General features: G+C 74.2%; 22 protein-coding genes. 10 read left to right on the forward strand and 12 right to left on the reverse strand.

The window, feature by feature from the left end; all coding sequences use genetic code 11:
• Positions 1-211 precede the first annotated feature (211 nt).
• Positions 212-706, reverse strand: coding sequence for a hypothetical protein (locus G3T38_RS04730; protein ID WP_163770915.1), 495 nt, complete (start codon positions 704-706; stop codon positions 212-214).
• Entirely contained in the window at positions 697-1,266 is a 570-nt protein-coding gene (locus tag G3T38_RS04735; protein ID WP_338037471.1) for an RNA polymerase sigma factor, read from the reverse strand. The genes G3T38_RS04730 and G3T38_RS04735 overlap by 10 nt, the downstream gene beginning before the upstream one ends.
• 163 nt (positions 1,267-1,429) lie before the next feature.
• Between G3T38_RS04735 and G3T38_RS04740 the strand changes: the two genes are divergently transcribed.
• The 10 genes from G3T38_RS04740 to G3T38_RS04785 all read left to right on the forward strand — a co-directional run bounded on the left by G3T38_RS04740 (position 1,430) and on the right by G3T38_RS04785 (position 6,379).
• Positions 1,430-1,891, forward strand: a complete 462-nt coding sequence (locus G3T38_RS04740; protein ID WP_163770916.1) for an Asp23/Gls24 family envelope stress response protein — start codon at positions 1,430-1,432, stop codon at positions 1,889-1,891.
• Between the two features lie 7 nt (positions 1,892-1,898).
• Positions 1,899-2,213, forward strand: coding sequence for an Asp23/Gls24 family envelope stress response protein (locus G3T38_RS04745; protein ID WP_338037472.1), 315 nt, complete (start codon positions 1,899-1,901; stop codon positions 2,211-2,213).
• An 11-nt stretch (positions 2,214-2,224) separates the two neighbouring features.
• The gene (locus G3T38_RS04750) at positions 2,225-2,578 is read left to right on the forward strand and encodes a hypothetical protein (RefSeq protein WP_163770917.1); all 354 of its coding nucleotides are present in this window, start codon (positions 2,225-2,227) and stop codon (positions 2,576-2,578) included.
• A 35-nt stretch (positions 2,579-2,613) separates the two neighbouring features.
• Positions 2,614-2,790 carry a DUF2273 domain-containing protein gene (locus G3T38_RS04755; protein WP_163770918.1) on the forward strand — a complete coding sequence of 59 codons (177 nt, stop codon included), beginning with the start codon at positions 2,614-2,616 and terminating at the stop codon, positions 2,788-2,790.
• Positions 2,783-3,148 carry an Asp23/Gls24 family envelope stress response protein gene (locus G3T38_RS04760; RefSeq protein ID WP_163770919.1) on the forward strand — a complete coding sequence of 122 codons (366 nt, stop codon included), beginning with the start codon at positions 2,783-2,785 and terminating at the stop codon, positions 3,146-3,148. The genes G3T38_RS04755 and G3T38_RS04760 overlap by 8 nt, the downstream gene beginning before the upstream one ends.
• Positions 3,145-3,714 (forward strand): DUF6286 domain-containing protein, encoded by a 570-nt coding sequence (locus G3T38_RS04765; RefSeq protein WP_163770920.1) that lies wholly within the window; start codon positions 3,145-3,147, stop codon positions 3,712-3,714. The genes G3T38_RS04760 and G3T38_RS04765 overlap by 4 nt, the downstream gene beginning before the upstream one ends.
• The gene (locus G3T38_RS04770) at positions 3,711-4,295 is read left to right on the forward strand and encodes a hypothetical protein (protein WP_163770921.1); all 585 of its coding nucleotides are present in this window, start codon (positions 3,711-3,713) and stop codon (positions 4,293-4,295) included. Before G3T38_RS04765 ends, G3T38_RS04770 begins: the two co-directional genes overlap by 4 nt.
• A 79-nt stretch (positions 4,296-4,374) precedes the next feature.
• On the forward strand, positions 4,375-4,548 hold the full coding sequence (locus G3T38_RS04775; RefSeq protein WP_163770922.1) for a CsbD family protein: 174 nt from the start codon (positions 4,375-4,377) through the stop codon (positions 4,546-4,548).
• Between the two features lie 90 nt (positions 4,549-4,638).
• A complete protein-coding gene (locus tag G3T38_RS04780; protein WP_174267609.1) occupies positions 4,639-5,628 on the forward strand; it encodes a YihY/virulence factor BrkB family protein in 990 nt (329 codons plus the stop codon).
• 10 nt (positions 5,629-5,638) lie between these two features.
• A complete protein-coding gene (locus G3T38_RS04785) occupies positions 5,639-6,379 on the forward strand; it encodes a GAF and ANTAR domain-containing protein (protein WP_241728531.1) in 741 nt (246 codons plus the stop codon).
• A 7-nt stretch (positions 6,380-6,386) separates the two neighbouring features.
• On the opposite strand, the gene G3T38_RS04790 is transcribed toward G3T38_RS04785, so the two are convergent.
• The 10 genes from G3T38_RS04790 to G3T38_RS04835 all read right to left on the reverse strand — a co-directional run bounded on the left by G3T38_RS04790 (position 6,387) and on the right by G3T38_RS04835 (position 17,131).
• Positions 6,387-7,964 (reverse strand): RecQ family ATP-dependent DNA helicase, encoded by a 1,578-nt coding sequence (locus G3T38_RS04790; protein ID WP_163770924.1) that lies wholly within the window; start codon positions 7,962-7,964, stop codon positions 6,387-6,389.
• A 57-nt stretch (positions 7,965-8,021) separates the two neighbouring features.
• Complete coding sequence (locus G3T38_RS04795; protein WP_163770925.1) at positions 8,022-9,080, reverse strand: LLM class F420-dependent oxidoreductase; 1,059 nt, start codon at positions 9,078-9,080, stop codon at positions 8,022-8,024.
• Between the two features lie 67 nt (positions 9,081-9,147).
• Entirely contained in the window at positions 9,148-9,696 is a 549-nt protein-coding gene (locus tag G3T38_RS04800; protein ID WP_163770926.1) for a hypothetical protein, read from the reverse strand.
• Positions 9,693-10,208, reverse strand: a complete 516-nt coding sequence (locus G3T38_RS04805; protein ID WP_163770927.1) for a hypothetical protein — start codon at positions 10,206-10,208, stop codon at positions 9,693-9,695. Before G3T38_RS04805 ends, G3T38_RS04800 begins: the two co-directional genes overlap by 4 nt.
• A gap of 49 nt (positions 10,209-10,257) precedes the next feature.
• The gene (locus G3T38_RS04810; RefSeq protein ID WP_163770928.1) at positions 10,258-11,481 is read right to left on the reverse strand and encodes an MlaD family protein; all 1,224 of its coding nucleotides are present in this window, start codon (positions 11,479-11,481) and stop codon (positions 10,258-10,260) included.
• Positions 11,478-12,881 (reverse strand): MCE family protein, encoded by a 1,404-nt coding sequence (locus tag G3T38_RS04815; protein WP_163770929.1) that lies wholly within the window; start codon positions 12,879-12,881, stop codon positions 11,478-11,480. The genes G3T38_RS04810 and G3T38_RS04815 overlap by 4 nt, the downstream gene beginning before the upstream one ends.
• The gene (locus tag G3T38_RS04820) at positions 12,881-14,035 is read right to left on the reverse strand and encodes an MCE family protein (protein WP_163770930.1); all 1,155 of its coding nucleotides are present in this window, start codon (positions 14,033-14,035) and stop codon (positions 12,881-12,883) included. Before G3T38_RS04820 ends, G3T38_RS04815 begins: the two co-directional genes overlap by 1 nt.
• Complete coding sequence (locus G3T38_RS04825) at positions 14,032-15,036, reverse strand: MCE family protein (RefSeq protein WP_163770931.1); 1,005 nt, start codon at positions 15,034-15,036, stop codon at positions 14,032-14,034. Before G3T38_RS04825 ends, G3T38_RS04820 begins: the two co-directional genes overlap by 4 nt.
• Positions 15,036-16,058 (reverse strand): MCE family protein, encoded by a 1,023-nt coding sequence (locus G3T38_RS04830; protein WP_163770932.1) that lies wholly within the window; start codon positions 16,056-16,058, stop codon positions 15,036-15,038. Before G3T38_RS04830 ends, G3T38_RS04825 begins: the two co-directional genes overlap by 1 nt.
• A complete protein-coding gene (locus G3T38_RS04835) occupies positions 16,055-17,131 on the reverse strand; it encodes an MCE family protein (RefSeq protein WP_163770933.1) in 1,077 nt (358 codons plus the stop codon). The genes G3T38_RS04830 and G3T38_RS04835 overlap by 4 nt, the downstream gene beginning before the upstream one ends.
• Positions 17,132-17,141 lie beyond the last annotated feature (10 nt).

The raw sequence follows: 17,141 nt of genomic DNA on the forward strand, positions 1-17,141 counted from the left end.
CAGGCACGACCCCCCACCCCAGGAGGAACACCATGAACACTCGCACCATCGCCATCGCCGCGCTCGTGATCGCCGTGATCCTGCTGCTGATCTTCCTTCTCTGACCGGGGACGGTCCCGGCGCACCGCCGCCGGGTCCTGACACGCCGACGGGGCGGACGCACCAGCGTCCGCCCCGTCGTGCGTCCCGGACCGGCGGGTCCCGGACCGGGTCATACCAGCCGCGGGTCCCCCGGTACCACGTCGACGAACGTGATCGCCACGTCGGCCGGGCCGAAGGCGGGGTCGGGCCCGAGGAGGTCCCGCAGCTCCTCCAGCACGACGGCCCGGACGGCGTCGGCCAGCGGCCGCAGCTCCACCCCGTACGCCGCCACCAGGTCCAGCTCGACCCCGCGGAGCCGGTCCTCGTCCACCACGAGGCGCAACGCCGACGGGGCGTGGGTGGCGCTCGGCTGCAGCGCCCGCCGCAGGGCCGCCTTGACGACCCGGTCGGTCACCCAGGTGCGCGACCCCTCCGCGTCGTGGTCGAGCCGTCCCCGGGCGTCGTGCACGAGGATGGGCACCGCGGGGTCGAGCACGGAACGCAGCCGGCCGCGCACCGACGCGGCCACCTCGCTCCACCCCTCGGGCGCGCCCTCGGCCGCCTCCTGGCGCACGGCATCGACAGCGAGGCCGAGCGGATCATCGTCCAGGTGCTCTAGCGCCACCGCTCCATCCTCTCCGCCAGCGTGCGACGGCCGCGGTGCAGATGACCGCGCACCGCCCCGACCGTGGTGTCCAGCGCCGCCGCGATCTCGTCGTACGACATGCCCTCGATCTCCCGGAGCAACCACGCGGCGCGCTGGTGCCACGGTAGTTCGTCCAGCGCAGCCTGCAACGCCCGGAGCAGCTCGACGCGCTCGACGTGGCGCAGCGGGTTGTCCTCGGAGGGCCGCACCATGGCCGACAGCAGGTCGTCGTCGATGGGCGTCGGACGGCGGTGCCGGTGCAGGTCGGCGGCCCGGCGGTGCACCAGTCGGAACAGCCACGTGCGCAGGCTCGACCGCCCGGCGAAGGTGTCGAGGCCCTTCCACGCGGAGATCAACGCCTCCTGCGTGACCTCCTTGGCATCGGCGTCGCTGCCGCCCACCAGACGCAGGGCGTAGCGGTACATCCCGGGGCCGTGCCGGTCGACGAGCACGCCGAACGCCTCCTCGTCCCCCAGGCGCGCAGCACGGAGCAGCGCGTCGTCCGAAGCCCCGCCTCTTCGCGGGCCATGTGTGCTCACCCAGGCAGCGTGACGGGACCACCCAAAGCGGACTGCCGGTACCCGGTTCCACGCCGCGCAACCTTTGTCAATAGGGGTGACTCAGGTCACACCAATCCGGCGTGACGAACCACCGGTACGACGCGACCAACCCTTGTCCGACCTTGAACGAGAGGAACTCACCATGACCGAGAAGCAGGCCCCCAAGGCTCCCAGCACCACCGCCCTCGAGCAGCGCGGCACCGGCACCCTCGCTTCCGAGGACGGCCGCACGTCGATCGCCGACACCGTGGTCTCGAAGATCGCCGGCATCGCGACCCGCGAGATCAGCGGGGTCCACGACCTCGGCGGCGGCGCCGCCCGCGTCGTCGGCGCCCTCCGCGAGCGCATCCCCGGCTCGCGCACCAACCTGTCGCAGGGCGTCGCGGTCGAGGTGGGCGAGCGCCAGGCCGCCGTCGACATCGACATCGTCGCCGAGTACGGCGTCGCGATCGCCGACCTCGCCGCCGCGGTGCGCCGCAACGTGATCGCGTCGGTCGAGCGCATGACCGGGCTCGAGGTCACCGAGGTCAACATCACGGTGCACGACGTCTACATCGAGGGCTCGGAGGACGACGCCGAGCCCGCCGCCCCGCGCGTCGAGTGAGCGCGGCGTGAGCCACGAGCCGCTGGAGACCACGGGAGAACCCGAGGTCGACGTCGCTGACCGGGTCGCCGCCGCCGTGCTGGGGGTGCCGGGCGTCCACGCCCTCCACCCCGGCGCGTTCGGCGAGATCGCGACCTACCTCCCCGGGCGACGTGTCGCCGGGGTGCGGGTCGCGGACGAGCGGTGCGAGGTGCACGTGGTGCTGCAGTGGCCGGCGCCCCTCGCGGCCACCACCGACGCGGTGCGGGCTGCCGTCCGCGCGGTGGTCCCCGGCCCGGTCGACGTGACCGTGGGTGACGTCGTCGGGCCGGGAGCCCCCTGAACGGGCCCACGATGACCACGCCTCCGCCCCCCGACCGACCGGACCCCGACCAGCTGCGCTCGCTGCGGCGCGCGGTGGCCCTCCGCCACCACCCCGACCGGGGTGGCGACCCGGAGGTGTTCGCCCGCCTGATGGCCGAGCTCGACCCGCGGCGCTCCCCCGCCGCGGGGCTGGACGGCCCCGGTCGGGCGGAGGCCGGGCGGGCGGACCGCGCCTCGGTCCGCCCGCCCCCGGTCACCGTCGTGGAGACGGCGTGGACCCGGTCCACCGGCTCCCTGCGACGACGCGGCCGCAGCGTCGTCGCCCTCGTGCGGCAACGACTGCCGCGGTCCGTCCCCGGCTCCCGCCGCTACGGGCGGCTCTGAACCCCGACCCCCCCCGATCCACAGGAGAACCCACCATGACCACCTCGAGCCTCGGCCTCGTCGCCGGCCTGCTGCTGACCCTCGCTGTCACCACCGGCGGCTTCCTCGGCCTGCTCCTCGCCGTCGTCCTCGGCGGCGGCGGCTACCTGCTCGGCGGCCACGTCGACGGGCAGTTCGACCTCGGCGCCCTCCTGCGAGGACGTCGTGACTGACGCCGCCGCCGTCGACGCCGCAGACCGGGGCACCCTCGAGGTCCGCACCAAGGCCATCCGCACGCTCGTGGAGCAGGCGGCCCTGGAGACCCCGGGCACCGTCGCCCACCGCGCCGGCTTGGCCCGGCTCACCGGTCAGGGGCGCACCACCGTCGAGATGCACGGCCGGAGCGCCCGCGTCACCACCGACGTCGCCTGCGTCTGGCCCTGCGCCGTCACGCAGGTCGCCGTCGAGGTGCGTGACCGCATCCGGGAGCTGGCCGCGCGCTACTCCGGTGTCCACATCAGCTCGGTCGACGTGACCGTGCACGTCGTCGCCCCCGGCGACACCGACCAACCGCGAAGGAGGGTGGAATGAGCACGACCGGATCCCTGCCGACCCCCGTGAAGGCGGCGCCGCGCTCGCTGCCCGCGTCGGGCATCGTGGCCGTCCTCCTCGCGCTGGCGCTCGTGGCCCTGGCCGTCGTCGCCGGCCACGACCTCGCCGCGCGCCAGGGATGGACCACCGGCCAGGACAGCTGGCTGACCCCGGCCGTCGAGTCCCTGGACGGGCTGACGGCCAGCGTCGCCGTGCTCGTGGGTGCCGGCGTGCTCGGCCTGCTCGGCCTGGTGCTGGTCGTGCTGTCCTTCGTCCCTGCCCGCACGTCCCACGTGCGCAGCGCGGCCCGTGTCGACGGCGCCGCCCTCGACCTGTGGGTCTCCCCCGCGGCCGTGGCCGCGGTGGCCCGCAACGCCGCCGACCGCGCCCCGGGCGTGGTGGCCGCCGAGACGGTGCGCGTGTCGCGTCGCCGCATCCGGATCGCCGTCACGACCCAGCGCGACGCCGGGCCCGTCCGCGAGGCGGCGACGACCGCCGCCCGCCAGGCCGTCGGCTCGCTCTCGAACGCCCGCATCGACGTCGTCACGAAGGAGCTGCCGCGATGACCTCCCGTCTCCGCCTCCTCGACCGCACCGCCTGCCTCCTGCTGGGCCTCGCCCTCGTCGCGCCCGCCCTGCTGGCCTACGACTGGCGCTACGGCGTGGTGGGGTCCTACCCCGACACGCTCCGCACCGCTGCCGCCGTCGACGTCGTCGACAGCAGCTGGTGGCCGTGGGCCTTCGCCGCCGGCGCCCTCGTGCTCGCCCTGCTCGGCCTCGCCTGGCTGCTGGCGCACCTGCGCCGCCCGGGGCCTGGCAGCGAGCGCCTCGACGCCAGCGACCCCACCGGGCGTCTCGAGGTCGACCTCCGCTCCACCGCGTCGGCCGTCGCCGACCGGTTCGCCGAGCTGGCTCCGGTCGCCCACGTCCGCGGGACGACGGAGCAGCGCGGCCGGCACGTGCTCCTCGTGCTGCACGGGCACGTCGACCCGGCCGCCGACGCGGACGCCCTCGCCGAGGCCACCGCGACCTGCACCCGCGAGGTGGCCGCGGCCTTCCCCGACGACGACGTGCGGCTCCGCGTCGTCCTCGAGTCCCCCCGACGCCGCCGGATCCGCGGGGGCGACGACCGGGTCCGGGTCCGCTGACGGCGGACCGCACCCCCACCCTCGTCCGCGCTCCCGCGCGGCGACCAACCACCACGCACCACCTGAGAGGAGAACCACCATGGGTATCGCTGACAAGGCCAAGAACGCCGCCGAGGACCTCAAGGGCAAGGCCAAGGAGGTCGTCGGTGACGTCACCGGCAACGACGAGCTGAAGGCGGAGGGCAAGGCCGACCAGACCAAGTCGTCCGCCAAGCAGGCCGGCGAGAACGTCAAGGACGTCTTCAAGGGCTGATCTCGGCACTCCCACGACGAGCGGGTCGGGCGGCCTCGGGGCCGCCCGGCCCGCTCCGCTCTCCCCGTGCCCCGACGAGAGGACCGCACCATGAGCCGGCTGGTCTCCCGCATCGACGCCTTCCAGCGCCGCCGCCCGGCCGTCGGGCTGCCGCTCGGTGTCGTCTACAAGTTCGTCGACGACACCGGCCCGCACCTCGCGGCGCTCATCACCTACTACGGGTTCATCTCGCTCTTCCCGCTGCTCCTGCTCGGCTCGACGATCCTGGGCATCGTGCTCGACGGGAACCCCGAGCTCCAGGCCCGCATCATCGAGTCCGCGATGGCGCAGGTGCCGGGGCTGCAGCAGGACCTCGCCCGCCCGGAGGGTCTCGGCGGCGGTGTGGCCGGCGTCGTCATCGGCGTCCTGGGGGCCCTGTACGGCGCGTCCGGTGTCGGCCAGGCCGTGCAGAACGCGTCCAACACCGCCTGGAACGTGCCGCGCCACCTGCGGCCGAACCCGGTCACGTCGCGGTTCCGCAGCGCGGGTCTCGCCGCCCTCATCGGGCTCAACGTCGTGGGCACCACCGTCGTGGCCGGCCTCATCGGATCGGCTGCGTTCCTCGGCCCGCTCGGCAGCGTGCTCGTGCTGGCCGCCACCCTCGCCGTGCACGTCGCGACGTTCGCCGCCGTGTTCCGGCTCTCCGCGGCGCGCTCCCTCGACTGGCGCACCGTGCTCCCCGGGTCCGTGCTCGCCGCGCTGGCGTGGCTCGGGCTGCAGTACGTCGGCGTCGCCTACGTCGGCCGGTACGTCGCGTCGGGGTCCGTCACGAACGGCGTCTTCGCCGTGGTCCTGGGCCTCCTCGCCTTCCTCTACCTCGCGGCGGTGCTCGTCGTCGTCGCCGTCGAGCTCAACGTCGTGCTCGCGGAGCGGCTCTACCCGCGCTCCCTCCTCACGCCGTTCACCGACGACGTGGAGCTCACCGAGGCCGACGAGCAGACCTACGAGGAGATGGCCAAGGCCCAGGCCCTCAAGGGTTTCCAACGCATCGAGGTCGAGTTCGACCCGCACGACCGCGAGCGCGTGGAGGATGTCGGATGATGGAGGCGTGATGCCTCCAGACGCGCTGCGTCGTGCCGTCGCCGACGCCGCCCAGGACATGCAGGCCGGTCGCGGCCGCGCCGAGACCGTGCAGGTCGCCGCCGACGCGGTGCGCCACCTCGTCTCCGGGTGCGACATCGCCGCCATCTCGGTGCTGACCCGCGACGGCCTCGACAACGTGGTCTGCTCCCCGGAGTCGGCGGGCGCTCCCGGTCACCCCGAGCCCGGCGACGGCCAGACCGCCCGCAGCGCGGTGCAGGTCGTCGACGACCTGCAGTACGAGATCCGGCAGGGCCCGTGCCACGAGGCCATGACCGCCCTGGCGACCGTCCACAGTCCCGACATGGCGGCCGAGGCGCGGTGGGACCGGTGGGCGGCGACCGCCGTGCGCGAGCTCGGGATGCACAGCGTCGTGAGCCACCCCCTGCGCTCCGGTGGCCGGGTGCTCGGGGTGCTGAAGGTGTACGGCGCGCGCACCGCCGCCTTCACCAGCGACGACATCGAGCTGGTCGTGACGTTCGCCGCCCACGTGAGCGTCGCCATCGCGTCGGCGACGCAGGTCGAGCAGCTGGGCGACGCCCTCGACTCCCGCACGCTCATCGGGCAGGCGACCGGGTTGCTGATGGCGACCTACGACCTGCCGCCCGACGCCGCGTTCGCCGCGCTGGCGCGCTCGTCGCAGACCACCAACACCAAGCTGCGCGACCTCGCCGCCGAGGTCGTCCGCACCCGGCGGTTGCCGTCGGCCTGAGCGGCGCTCACGCCGGCTCGAGCAACCCCTGGTCGTCCACGACCCCGGTGGCCAGGGTCTTGTAGCCGGTCTCCTCGAACAGCACCGTCAGCTGGCGCTCGTCGGCGTCGACGACGACGCCCGTCCCGAAGGTGCCGTGGACGACCCGCTCGCCCCGACGCTCGTCGTCCACCACCGGCGCGTCGCCGGCGCGTCCGGAGGCGCAGTTGTCGCACTGCGCGCAGTCCTCGGCCGCCTGGCCGTAGTAGCCGAGCAGCCACGCCGAGCGGCAGCGTCCGGTGCCGGCGTACTCCAGCATCATCTCGACCCGCGACTGCTCGAGCCGCTTCCGCTCGCGGGCGACCTCGCGCACCGCCTCGGCGTCGGCGTCCGCGCCGGCGAGCTCGAGGAGGTTGAGCACCCGGGTGGCCGCGGCCGTGCCGACGTCGGCCGCCCGGGCCACCTCGCGCGGCTCCGCGGCGCCCACGCGGCGCGCGGCGGCGAGCACCGCGCGCACCGTCGAGCGGCGGGGCACCCCGGCGGCGAAGAACCGGCCGAGCGCGCGGTCCTCGGGGCGGTGCACGAGCACCACCTCCGCGGGCTCGCCGTCGCGGCCGGCCCGACCGATCTCCTGGAAGTAGTCGTCGACCGACGCCGGCGCGCCGGCGTGGACCACGCGCCGTACGTCGGGCTTGTCGATCCCCATCCCGAACGCCGAGGTCGCGACGAGCACGTCCAGCTCGTCGGCGTCGAAGCGGCGGTGCACCTCCTCGCGGGCGTCGCGCCTCATCCCGGCGTGGTACGCCGCGGAGCGACGCCCCGTGGACCCGAGCGCGGTCGCGAGCTCCTCGGCGTGGGTGCGGGTGCGGACGTAGACGAGGGTCACGCCGCCCCGGTCCTCGCGGGCGAGCTCGAGCACACGGGCGTCGAGACGGTCGCCGTCGGCCGCCTGCTCCACGACGAGGGCGAGGTTGGGCCGGGCGAGGTCGGCGGTGACGACCGTCGGGTCGGTGAGCCGGAGCCGCGTGGTGAGCGACTCGAGGACGGGAGCCGCGGCGGTCGCCGTCGTGGCCACCCGCACCGCCCGCGCCTCGGAGTCGTCGAGCCGGTCGAGGAGGGTCCCGAGCCGCAGGTAGTCGGGACGGAAGTCGTGACCCCACTCGGAGACGCAGTGCGCCTCGTCGACGGCGACGAGGCCCGGCGGGCAGGCGGCGAGCGCCTCGGCCACCGCGGGGTTGGCGAGCTGCTCGGGGGCCAGGAAGAGGAGGTCGACCTCGCAGCGGCCGACCGCGTCGAGGAGCGCGGCGCGACGGCGCTTGCCGAGGGTCGAGTCGAGGGCCTCGACCCGGGTGTCCGTGCCGTCGAGGTGCGCGACCTGGTCGCGCTGGAGGGCGATCAGCGGGGAGACCACGAGCGTCCAGCCCGGGGTGAGGCGCGCGGCGGCGAGGTAGACGAGCGACTTGCCGGAGCCGGTCGGCGCCAGCACGACGGTGTCGCGCCCCTCCACGACCGCGGTGACGGCCTCCCGCTGCCACGGCGTCGGCTCCTCCACACCGAACGCCGCAGCTGCCTCGTCGACCCTCGCCCCGGTGCGTTCGCCACTCATGCACGGAGCCTAGGAGGGGCCCCGGTAACGGACCGCCCGGGCGGGTGAGGGCGAGTGCTACGTGGACCGGCCGTGCGCCACGAGCGCAGCCAGCCGAGCAACCTCCCCCACCCTCTGCTCGGCCGTCGAGGAGACCGCGTTGAGCAGCAGGGTGGTGACACCCGCCGCAGCGAAGCGCTCCACCTTGGCGGCCACCTCCGTCTCGTCGCCGATGAGGGAGACCCCCCGCGCCAGCTCGTCGGGCACCGCGGCCGCGGCATCGTCCTTGCGACCGGCGAGGAAGAGCTCCTGGATCTCGTCGGCCTCACGCTCGTAGCCGTAGCGACCGGCGAGCTGGTGGTAGAAGTTCTTGTCCCGCGCCCCCATGCCTCCGATGTAGAGCGCCAGCTGGTCGCGCACCGCAGCCAGGTGCCGCTCGTCGTCGCCCTCCATGCTGAACGTGACCTGCAGCTGGACGTCGAGGGGTGGGAGGGAGGGGTCACGTCGGGCACGGCCCTCCGCCAGCGACGTCCCGAAGGCGCGGTCGGCGTGCTCGGGGTGGAAGAACAGGGGTTGCCACCCCTCCGCGATCTCGGCGGCCAGCGCCACGTTGGCCGGTCCGAGCGCTGCCAGGGACACGGGGATCCGGTCCCGGAGAGGTCGGTTGATGAGCTTGAGGGGCTTGCCGAGGCCCGATCCACCCTGCTCCGGGGTGAGCGGCAGGTGGTAGTGCCGGCCGTCGTGCACCAGGGGCTCACGCCGCCAGACCGTGCGACAGATCTCGACGGTCTCGCGGGTGCGGCCCAGGGGCGCGTCGTACCGGATCCCGTGGAACCCCTCGATGACCTGGGGTCCCGACGCGCCGAGGCCGAGGTTGAACCGCCCCTCCGAGACGTGGTCCAGCCCCGCCGCCGTCATGGCGACGAGGGCGGGAGTGCGGGAGTAGAGGGGCAGGATGCCCGAGGCGAGCTGCACCCGGTCGGTCCGCGCCGCGATGAAGCCGAGCTGGCTGACGGCGTCGAACGAGTAGGCCTCGCCGACGGCGACCATCTCGAGCCCTGCGGCCTCGTAGTCCTGCAGCAGCTCGACGCTCTCGCGGAAGCCGCCGCTGTAGTCCATGATCATGCCGACGCGCACGTCGGTCCTCCTCGTCGTCGTCGGCGGCGCCCTCGCGCCGCCGTGGTTGAGCCCGTGGGGAGCCCGTTCACAGGGGGGTCATCTCGGCGATGACCCAGTCGTCGCCGTCGCGCCGGGCGTTGACCCGCATCGCGGAGCTCGAGACGCGGGGAGCCTCCAGCGTCGTGCTCTCCGTCGTGAGGGTGAGCAGCACCAGCACCGCCACCTCGTCCTCCCCGGCGTTCTCGAGCGCGGCCCCGTCGACCCGGGCGGTCTGGGTGACGTCGCCCTCCGCGACGAGCGGCAGGATGACGCTGCGGGTGACGCCGTCGATCTCCTCCGCCAGCTCGTCGGTCAGCCACGGCTCCTCGGCGGCGAGGTCGGACTCGGCGGTCGCCGCGGTGTAGGAGAGCACCGCCGCGGCGCGGTCGGCGAGCAGCTCGACCGCCGCCTCCCGCTCCCGCTCCGCCCCGGCCTCCGCGGCGTTGTGCCGGTAGAGCGCGGCCGCTGCCGCGACGAGAGCGAGCACGAGCCCGCCGACGAGGACCGCCCCGCCGCGCCGGGGCAGGCCCTCGCGGAGGTGCACGAGCCGGACCCGCCAGCGAGCGGGACCGCTGGTGCCGCTCCCCGTGGTCACTGGACGAACTCCATGTTGGTCACCTTCCAGTCGTCGCCGTCGCGCCGCAGGTCCACCTGCACGCGGTGCACGCTCTCGATCGCCTCGGCGTCGGGCATCGCGATCGCTGCGGTGGCCGCCACCAGCACCGAGGCGCTGTCGGCCTGCAGGTCGCGCACGCCGACGCCGACCACCTCGCCGGTGGTGGTCACCCCGCCATCGCGGACGTTCGCGGCGAAGGTGCCGGCGAAGTCCTCGACCTGGTCGGCGAACCGGTCGTCGGAGCGGTCCCGGATGGCCTCCATCCGGGCGTCGACGTCGGCCGGGGTGAAGTTGACGAAGTCGTCGACTTGGTCGCGAGCGACGGCGGCGACGGCGGTACGCGCCTCCGCCTCCGTCGTTGCGTCTCGCCAGACGACGCCCTGCCAGACCAGGACGGCGAGGGACGCGACGACGGCCGCGGCGAGCAGGGCGACCCGCACCGATGCGCGGGTGCGCAGGGTGGTGGTGGCTCCCTGGTCCTGCAGGGTCATGCCTGGTCTCCTCTCGGTGCCGCCCCGCGGGGCGCGACGGTCGGGCGGGTCACTGCTCGGCGCCGAGGCACGCGGCGGCCACGCCCTCCCGTCGGGCGGGGTCGTCGGGGCACGGCAGGTTGCGGGCGCCTCGCACGCCACGGGGGTCGTCGGACGGTGCCTGGCAGTAGAGGTAGGCCAGCTCGCGCACGGACAGGTCGTACGGCGAGGCCCACTCCGACGGGGGCAGGAAGCCCTCGACGCACTCGGCCGGGCGGTTGACGTTGGCCAGGGTCAGGCGCACGTCGTGGGTGCCGAGGGCCGGGAGCGTGACGGACTGCACGGCACGCAGCGCGGCGGGGTACTCGGCGAGCAGCGACGCCAGGTGCTGGTCCCAGACCTCCAGCACCCCCGTCACCCGGGTCAGGGGCGGCAGCAACCCCGGCAGCAGCGCCCCGAGGTCGTCGACGAGCCCGGTCATCTGGTCGAGGGAGCCCGGCCCCTGCTGGAGCAGCACGCGGAGGTCCGCGTCGCCGGCGCGCAGCTGGCCGGTCAGGTCCGCGAGCTGCGCGGTGAGCGCCGCGATGTTCTCCGACTCGCCGGCGACCGTGGTCAGCACCGGCTCGGCGTCCGTCAGCAGCAGCTCGGTGGGCTCGAAGGCGGCGTCGGCCTGGGCGAGGAGCGACGAGCCGTCGTCGAGGATGTCCTGGAGGGCGCCCTCCCGGCCCTGGAGGGCCGCGGCGGCCTCGTCGAGCACCGTGTCGAGGTCCTCGGCGTCGACGCTGCGGGCGAGCGCGTCCACGTTGTCGAGGACCGGCCCGATTGCGACGGGGATCGTGGTGCGCTCGACGGGGATGACGTCGCCCTCCGCGAGCCGCTCGCCGTCGGGGGCGCTGTCACCGGCGCTGGCTCCGGTGGCTGCGGTGCTGGCGGTGGTGCTGGCGGTGGAGGTCGCCGGCGAGAGCGCGACGTACTGCTCCCCCACGGCCGAGCGGCTGCGCACCTCGGCACGCACACCGGCCGGGATGACGACGTCGTCCACGAGGCGGAGCGTGACGCGCACCCCGGAGTCGGTGAGCACGACGTCGCGGACCCGACCCACCGGGTCGCCGAGGTAGGTCACCTCGGCACCGTCGTAGATGCCCCCGCCGACGGGGAGGTCGACGGCGACGTCGTACCGCCCCAGCTTGAGGGTCTCGGGAAGACGCAGGAAGAAGCCGCCGAGGGCGAGCGCCGCCACGATCGTCGTCACGAGGATCGCGGCGAGCTGCCTGCGGATGAGCGGGGTGATCATCGGGTGCCTCCGAGCAACGGTCCGAGGAGGGTGTCGAGCAGACCGCCCACCGGGGCGTCGGTCACGGGTGCCCCGGACGGAGCCGGCGCGGGAGCGGCACCGGGGGTGGGGGCCGCCGGGGTGCCGAGGCCGTTGGTGAGCAGGTCGACGAGCCCCACCAGGTCGGTGATCCCGCCGAGGTCGGCGCCCACCGGCGGCAGGGCCGGGCTGGCGCCCAGGCCGTTCGAGCCCGGGAGGCCCGGAAGACCCGACGCGGCCCCGCCCGGAGGCGAGCCGCCGAGCACCCCGTCGAGCAGCGTGCCCAGCTGCGGCAGCGCCGGGAGCAGCGAGCTCCCGGGGATGCCGGGCAGGGCGAGCTCGCCGCCGGGGGTGACGAGGCCGTCCGCGAGCGCGTCGGTCGTGAGGTCCACCGTCAGGTCGAGGTTGCAGTAGTCGCCCCGGCAGGCGTTCGTGACGGTCTCCGGCGCGAACGGGAAGGTCACGGCGAACCCCAGCGCCCCGACGAGCGAGTCCCCCGCCTGCGCCAGGCTGGCGAGCGTGGGAGCGAGGTCGGACAGGTTCCCGACCAGGTCCTCCTGGGTCGCGGCCACGAGCGGGGTCGCGACGTCCTGCAGCTCGCCGAGCGCGGTCAGTGCCTCGACGACCTGCGGCCGCTCCTCGCTCAACGTGGCGAGCAGCGGTCCGATCTCCTCGAGCGCCCGGGCGATCGTCGGGCGGTTCTCCGCGAACCGCTGCGACAACGTGTCGAGGGCCGTGATCGCCTCGACGATGGTCCCCCGCTGGGCGTCGAGCTCCGCGACGAACGAGTCGACCCGTGGCAACAGGTCCGCCACCGCCAGGTCGTTGCCGTTGACCGCCTTGTTCAGCTCGGAGGTGATCGTGGCGACCTGGGCGAGGCCGCCGCCGTTGAGCACCGTCGAGGCCGACGACAGCACGCTCTCGGTCGAGGGGTACGCCGAGCCCCGCTCGAGCGGGACCCGGTCGCCGTCGGCGAGAAGCGGGACGTCGCCCGAACCACCGCCCGCTGCACCCCCCGTTCCCGGGGCCGGGGCGGCGACCAGCTCGACGTAGCTCGAGCCCAGCAGCGAGTTGATGCCCACCGCTGCCGTCGTATCGGCCCGCACCCGCACGTCCGGCTCGAGGCTCAGCGTGGCCACCGCGTGCCAGTCCTCGACCTGGAGGTCGGTGACCGTGCCGACCGCGACGTCACCCACCCGCACCTGTGCGTTGGTCGTCAGCGTCCCCACGTCGGGCAGCTCGACGGTCACGACGATCGCGTCGTCGCCGGTGCCGATCGTGCCCGGGAGCGACTGCGCCTGGATCCCGTCGAAGCGGCAGCCGGCGAGCAGCAGCAGTCCGGTCCCCACGAGGGCCGCCCCCGTGGTCCTGCGTCCTCCCATCACACGGCTCCCATCAGCAGGCGGAGGAGGTCGAGCAGCTCCTGGGTTCCGGGACTGCCCGCGACCTCGTCGAGGAGGTCGCCCACGAGCGCGCCGCACAGCTCCTCGACGTCGCCCGTGGAGTCGAGACCGGCCGCGCCGCCGATGCCGGCGCACACGAGCTGGCCGGGCGAGTTGATGTTGGCGGCGTGCAGGTCGACGGCCACCGCGTTCTGGCGCTCCTGGTAGGAGGCGATGAGGTTCGTCAGCGCGTTCGGGGCCACGTGCAGCGCCTGGGCGATGTCGGCCTCGTGGGCGGCGACGACCTCCGACAGGGCGGTCACGTCGGAGAGCGTCGTCGACAGGCGCCCGCGGTTCTCCTCGACGAACGTGCCCACCTGCTCCGCCGAGGTGCGCAGGGTGGCGAGCGCGTCCCGGAGCGCGTCGTCGTCGGCGGTCAGCACCGCGGACACGCTGTCGAGCTGGTTCGTGAAGGTCGCGATCTGCTCGTTGCTGAGCGCGAGCGCCGACACGAAGAGCTGCAGGTTCTGCACCGTGGCGACGGCGTCCGGCGCGCTGTCGTCGAGGGTCGTCACCGCGGCGCTCAGGGCCTCGATGGTGGCGCCGATGTCGGCGCCCTGGCCGTCGAGCGCACCCGCGGCGCTGCCGACCAGCTCGCCGAGCGCGCCGTCGGCGTTGGCCCCGTTCGGACCGAGGGCCACGGCGAGGTCGTTGATCTGCTCCTTGACCTCGTCCCACTCGACCGGCGTGGCCGTGCGCTCGATCGGCACCACCCCGCCACTCTCGAAGGTCGGACCGCCGTCGTACCGAGGGGCGAGCTGCACGTAGCGGCTGCTCACCAGCGACGGAGCGACGATCGCCGCGCTCGGCTCGGCGGGGAGCGTGACGTCCCCGTCGACCTGCACCGTCACCCGCACCTGCTCGGCCACCGGGGTGATGTCCTCGACGGTGCCGACGGGGACGCCGAGCACCCGCACCTCGTCGCCCTCGTAGAGTCCGTCGGAGCTCGCGAAGTAGACGACGACCTCCGTGTCGCGGCCGCCGGGCCACCAGGTCCACGCGAGTGCGGCGACCAGCGCCAGGGCGAGGACCACACCGAGCCGGCGCGCCGTCCGCGACCGGAGGCGACCCCGCACTCCCGCCTCGGCGTTCACGGCGCCTCCCCCACGGACAGGCCGGACAGGTCGAGGACCGGTGGCACGAGGTTGCCGGGGACGAGGTTCTGCAGGTACGCCGTGAAGAACGGTCCGCTCGAGACCACCTCGCCCAAGGAGGTCGCGTAGACCGCCAGACCGCGCAGGGTCGACGAGATCTCCTCCTCGTTGGCCCGCAGGATCGCCGTGACCCCGTTGAGCTGGTCGAGCGCCGGCCCGAGGGAGTCCCGGTTGTCGGCCACGAGACCGTTGAGCTGGGCCGCGGTCGCCTCGACCGCCCCCAGGAGGGTGCCCAGGTCCTCTCGTCGTTCGAGCAGCTCGGTGAAGAGCAGGTTGCCGCTCGCGATGAGCTCCGTGACGTCGTCGGTGCGGGCGGAGAGCACGGCCGAGAACGACTCCGCGTGCCCCAGCAGGCTCTGGAGCTCGGCGTCGCGCGAGCTGATGGTCGTCGAGAGGCGGGCCACGCCCTCGACGGCGGCGGCCAGCTCGGGTGAGGCCGCGTCGAGGGCGTCGGCCGTGGTACCGAGGGCGTCCGCGACGACCTCGACGTCGATCTGGCCGGTCTCCACGGTGAGGTCGGCCAGCGCCTGGCTGACGTCGTACGGCGCGCGGGTCCGCTCGAGGGGGATCGTGGCGCCCGCCTCGAGCTCACCCGGACCCCGTGGCTCGAGCTCCAGGGACTTGTCGCCCAGCACGGTGTCGACCCCGACGCTCGCGCGGGTCTCCGACCCCAGCCGCACGTCGCCGTCCGTCAGGGAGAACTCGACGAGCACCGCGGGCCCCTCGAGCCGGACGTCGGTGACGCGGCCGACCCCCAGGCCCCCCACCCGCACCGGGTCGCCCTGTCGCAGGCCCGCGGCCTCGGAGAGCTGGACCGAGAACGCGCGCCCCACGAGGCCCGTCAGCGTGCTGATGTTGAGCACGACCAGCACCGTGAGCACGAGCCAGACGGCCAGGCCTGCACCCAACGGGATCGGGTTGCGTTCGCGGAACATCTTCATCAGTTGCACCTCGCGGCATTGGAACGGACCACCGGCGTGCGGACGTCGAGGTCGGACGTGCCGACGACCACCTGCACCGAGCAGAGGAAGAAGTTGAAGAAGTTGCCATGGGAGGCCACCCGTCCGAGGGTCGCGTAGGCACCGGGCAGCGAGTTCAGGACCTCCTCGAGGGTGTCGCCGTTGGCGTTCACGACCCCCGCGGTGGCGGCGGTGCCGTCGACGGTGGCCGCCAGGGGTGGGCGCACCTCCTGCAGCAGACCGGTCAGGGTGCCGGCCAGCTCGCCCACGGACGAGACGGCGACCCCCAGCGGCTCGCGGTCGGCGGCGAGGCCGTCGAGCAGCGACCGCAGCTGGACGATCGCGTCGCTGAGCTGGCCGTCACGCTCGTCGACCGTCGCGAGCACCGCGCCGAGGTTGTCGACCAGGGAGCCGATCGCGACGTCCTGGTCGGCCAGGGTCGAGGTCAGGGAGGCGGTGCCCGCGAGGAGTGACTGGAGGGTGCCCCCGCGCCCCTGCAAGGTCGAGACGAGACCGCTGGCGAGCTGGTTCACCTGCGCGGGGTCCAGGCCCTCGAAGAGCGGGGCGAAGCCGTTGAGCAGGGTGTCGAGGTCGAGCGCGGCCGTGGTGCGGTCCAGCGGGATCGTGCTGCCACCCTCGAGAGGGGCGCCCTGCCCCGCCGGCTGGGCCAGCTCGAGGTAACGGTCGCCCAGCAGGTTCTCGTAGCGCACGAGCACGTGGGTGGCGTCCGTGACGGTCTGGCCCTCGTCGACGCTGAAACGCACCTCAATGAGCTGGCGGCCGTCGACGTCCGTGAAGCCGACCTCCTCGACCTGACCCACCCGCACGCCGGCGATGCGGACCAGGTCGCCAGCCTCGAGTCCCGACACGTCGGCCATCACGGCGTTGTACGACGCGCGCGGGCCCAGGGTGATGCGCCCCAGCGTCAGGTAGAGCAGGGCGAGCATGAGGGCGCCGACGGCACCGAAGACCACCAGCTTGAGTGCGGCACCGCGCACGCTCATCGCGCACCTCCGCGCTGGGGGGTCGGGAGCTGTGCCTCGCCGAGCACGGGGAGCCCCGCGCACCCGCCGTTCTCGGTGACGAGTGCACCGGGCAGGTCCCCGGGCGCCGCGTAGGCGGGCAGCTCGGACCGGATAGTGAGGAGGGCCCGCAGACCGGCGTCGGTGCCACCGATCGCGTCGGCCATCACCTCCCGGGTGCGGTCGAGTCCGACGAGCAGGCAGGGCAGCTCACCGGAGTAGGTGCGGAGCGTGGCGGTCGTGGGCCGCAGGCTCGCCAGCAGCCGGGTCAGCGCCTCACCGTTGACCCCGAGCACCTCCGCTCCCTGCTGGCCGAGCAGCGTGAGGCTCACGAGCAGGCGGTCGAGCGCGGCCTGCTCGGAGGTGATGGTCTCGCTGCTGGACGCGGCGTTGTCGAGGACCTGCATGAGGGACGGAGTGATGCGGGTGCCGAGGTCGGCCACCTCGACCAGGGCGTCGAGGTCGCGACGCAGCTGGGGCAGGAGCGGCTCGAGGCGGGTGAGGTACGCCTCGGCCTGCGCCGCGATGGCGGCGATGTCGTCCCCGCGGCCGTCGAGCGTGGACGCCAGCACGGTGAGGGTGCTGTTGAGGTCCGGCACGTCGATGCCGTCCAGCAGCGTGCCGAGGCTCTCGAAGACCGTGTTGACCTCGGTGGTGACGGCGGTCGCATCGAGCACGGCGCCCGCCGCGAGCGTGGTCGTGGACGGGCTGGACGGTGCCGCGAGGTCGACGAACTTGGCACCGAACACCGTCGAGGCCGAGATGCGTACGTCGACGTTGGCGGGGATCCGCGACAGTGCCGCCGGATCGACCGCCAGCACCAGCTCCGCACCGTCGGCCGTGCCCCGGACCTCGTCGACGCGGCCGACCTCGACGCCCCGCATCTTGACCTTGTTGCCGGGGCTCATGACGAGCCCGGCGCGGGCGGTGTCCACCGTGATCCGCGCGTCGTCGCTGAACGCGTGGGTGTAGAACCCCGCGGTCAGCCCGAACGCTGCGACGACCGCGACCACGAGGGCGGCAGCGGCGGCGCGCACCTTGACCGTCTCGGACATGTCAGACCTG

This window comes from Nocardioides zeae, from assembly GCF_010686755.1.
Classification (GTDB): domain Bacteria; phylum Actinomycetota; class Actinomycetes; order Propionibacteriales; family Nocardioidaceae; genus Nocardioides; species Nocardioides zeae.

Coding starts and splice junctions, on each gene's coding strand:
- G3T38_RS04830 (WP_163770932.1), bottom strand. CDS start 16,058: ATGAGCGTGCGCGGTGCCGCACTCAAGCTGGTGGTCTTCGGTGCCGTC.
- G3T38_RS04815 (WP_163770929.1), bottom strand. CDS start 12,881: ATGGGAGGACGCAGGACCACGGGGGCGGCCCTCGTGGGGACCGGACTG.
- G3T38_RS04770 (WP_163770921.1), top strand. CDS start 3,711: ATGACCTCCCGTCTCCGCCTCCTCGACCGCACCGCCTGCCTCCTGCTG.
- G3T38_RS04780 (WP_174267609.1), top strand. CDS start 4,639: ATGAGCCGGCTGGTCTCCCGCATCGACGCCTTCCAGCGCCGCCGCCCG.
- G3T38_RS04805 (WP_163770927.1), bottom strand. CDS start 10,208: ATGACCCTGCAGGACCAGGGAGCCACCACCACCCTGCGCACCCGCGCA.
- G3T38_RS04790 (WP_163770924.1), bottom strand. CDS start 7,964: ATGAGTGGCGAACGCACCGGGGCGAGGGTCGACGAGGCAGCTGCGGCG.
- G3T38_RS04765 (WP_163770920.1), top strand. CDS start 3,145: ATGAGCACGACCGGATCCCTGCCGACCCCCGTGAAGGCGGCGCCGCGC.
- G3T38_RS04740 (WP_163770916.1), top strand. CDS start 1,430: ATGACCGAGAAGCAGGCCCCCAAGGCTCCCAGCACCACCGCCCTCGAG.
- G3T38_RS04750 (WP_163770917.1), top strand. CDS start 2,225: ATGACCACGCCTCCGCCCCCCGACCGACCGGACCCCGACCAGCTGCGC.
- G3T38_RS04785 (WP_241728531.1), top strand. CDS start 5,639: ATGCCTCCAGACGCGCTGCGTCGTGCCGTCGCCGACGCCGCCCAGGAC.
- G3T38_RS04810 (WP_163770928.1), bottom strand. CDS start 11,481: ATGATCACCCCGCTCATCCGCAGGCAGCTCGCCGCGATCCTCGTGACG.
- G3T38_RS04835 (WP_163770933.1), bottom strand. CDS start 17,131: ATGTCCGAGACGGTCAAGGTGCGCGCCGCCGCTGCCGCCCTCGTGGTC.
- G3T38_RS04755 (WP_163770918.1), top strand. CDS start 2,614: ATGACCACCTCGAGCCTCGGCCTCGTCGCCGGCCTGCTGCTGACCCTC.
- G3T38_RS04775 (WP_163770922.1), top strand. CDS start 4,375: ATGGGTATCGCTGACAAGGCCAAGAACGCCGCCGAGGACCTCAAGGGC.
- G3T38_RS04825 (WP_163770931.1), bottom strand. CDS start 15,036: ATGAAGATGTTCCGCGAACGCAACCCGATCCCGTTGGGTGCAGGCCTG.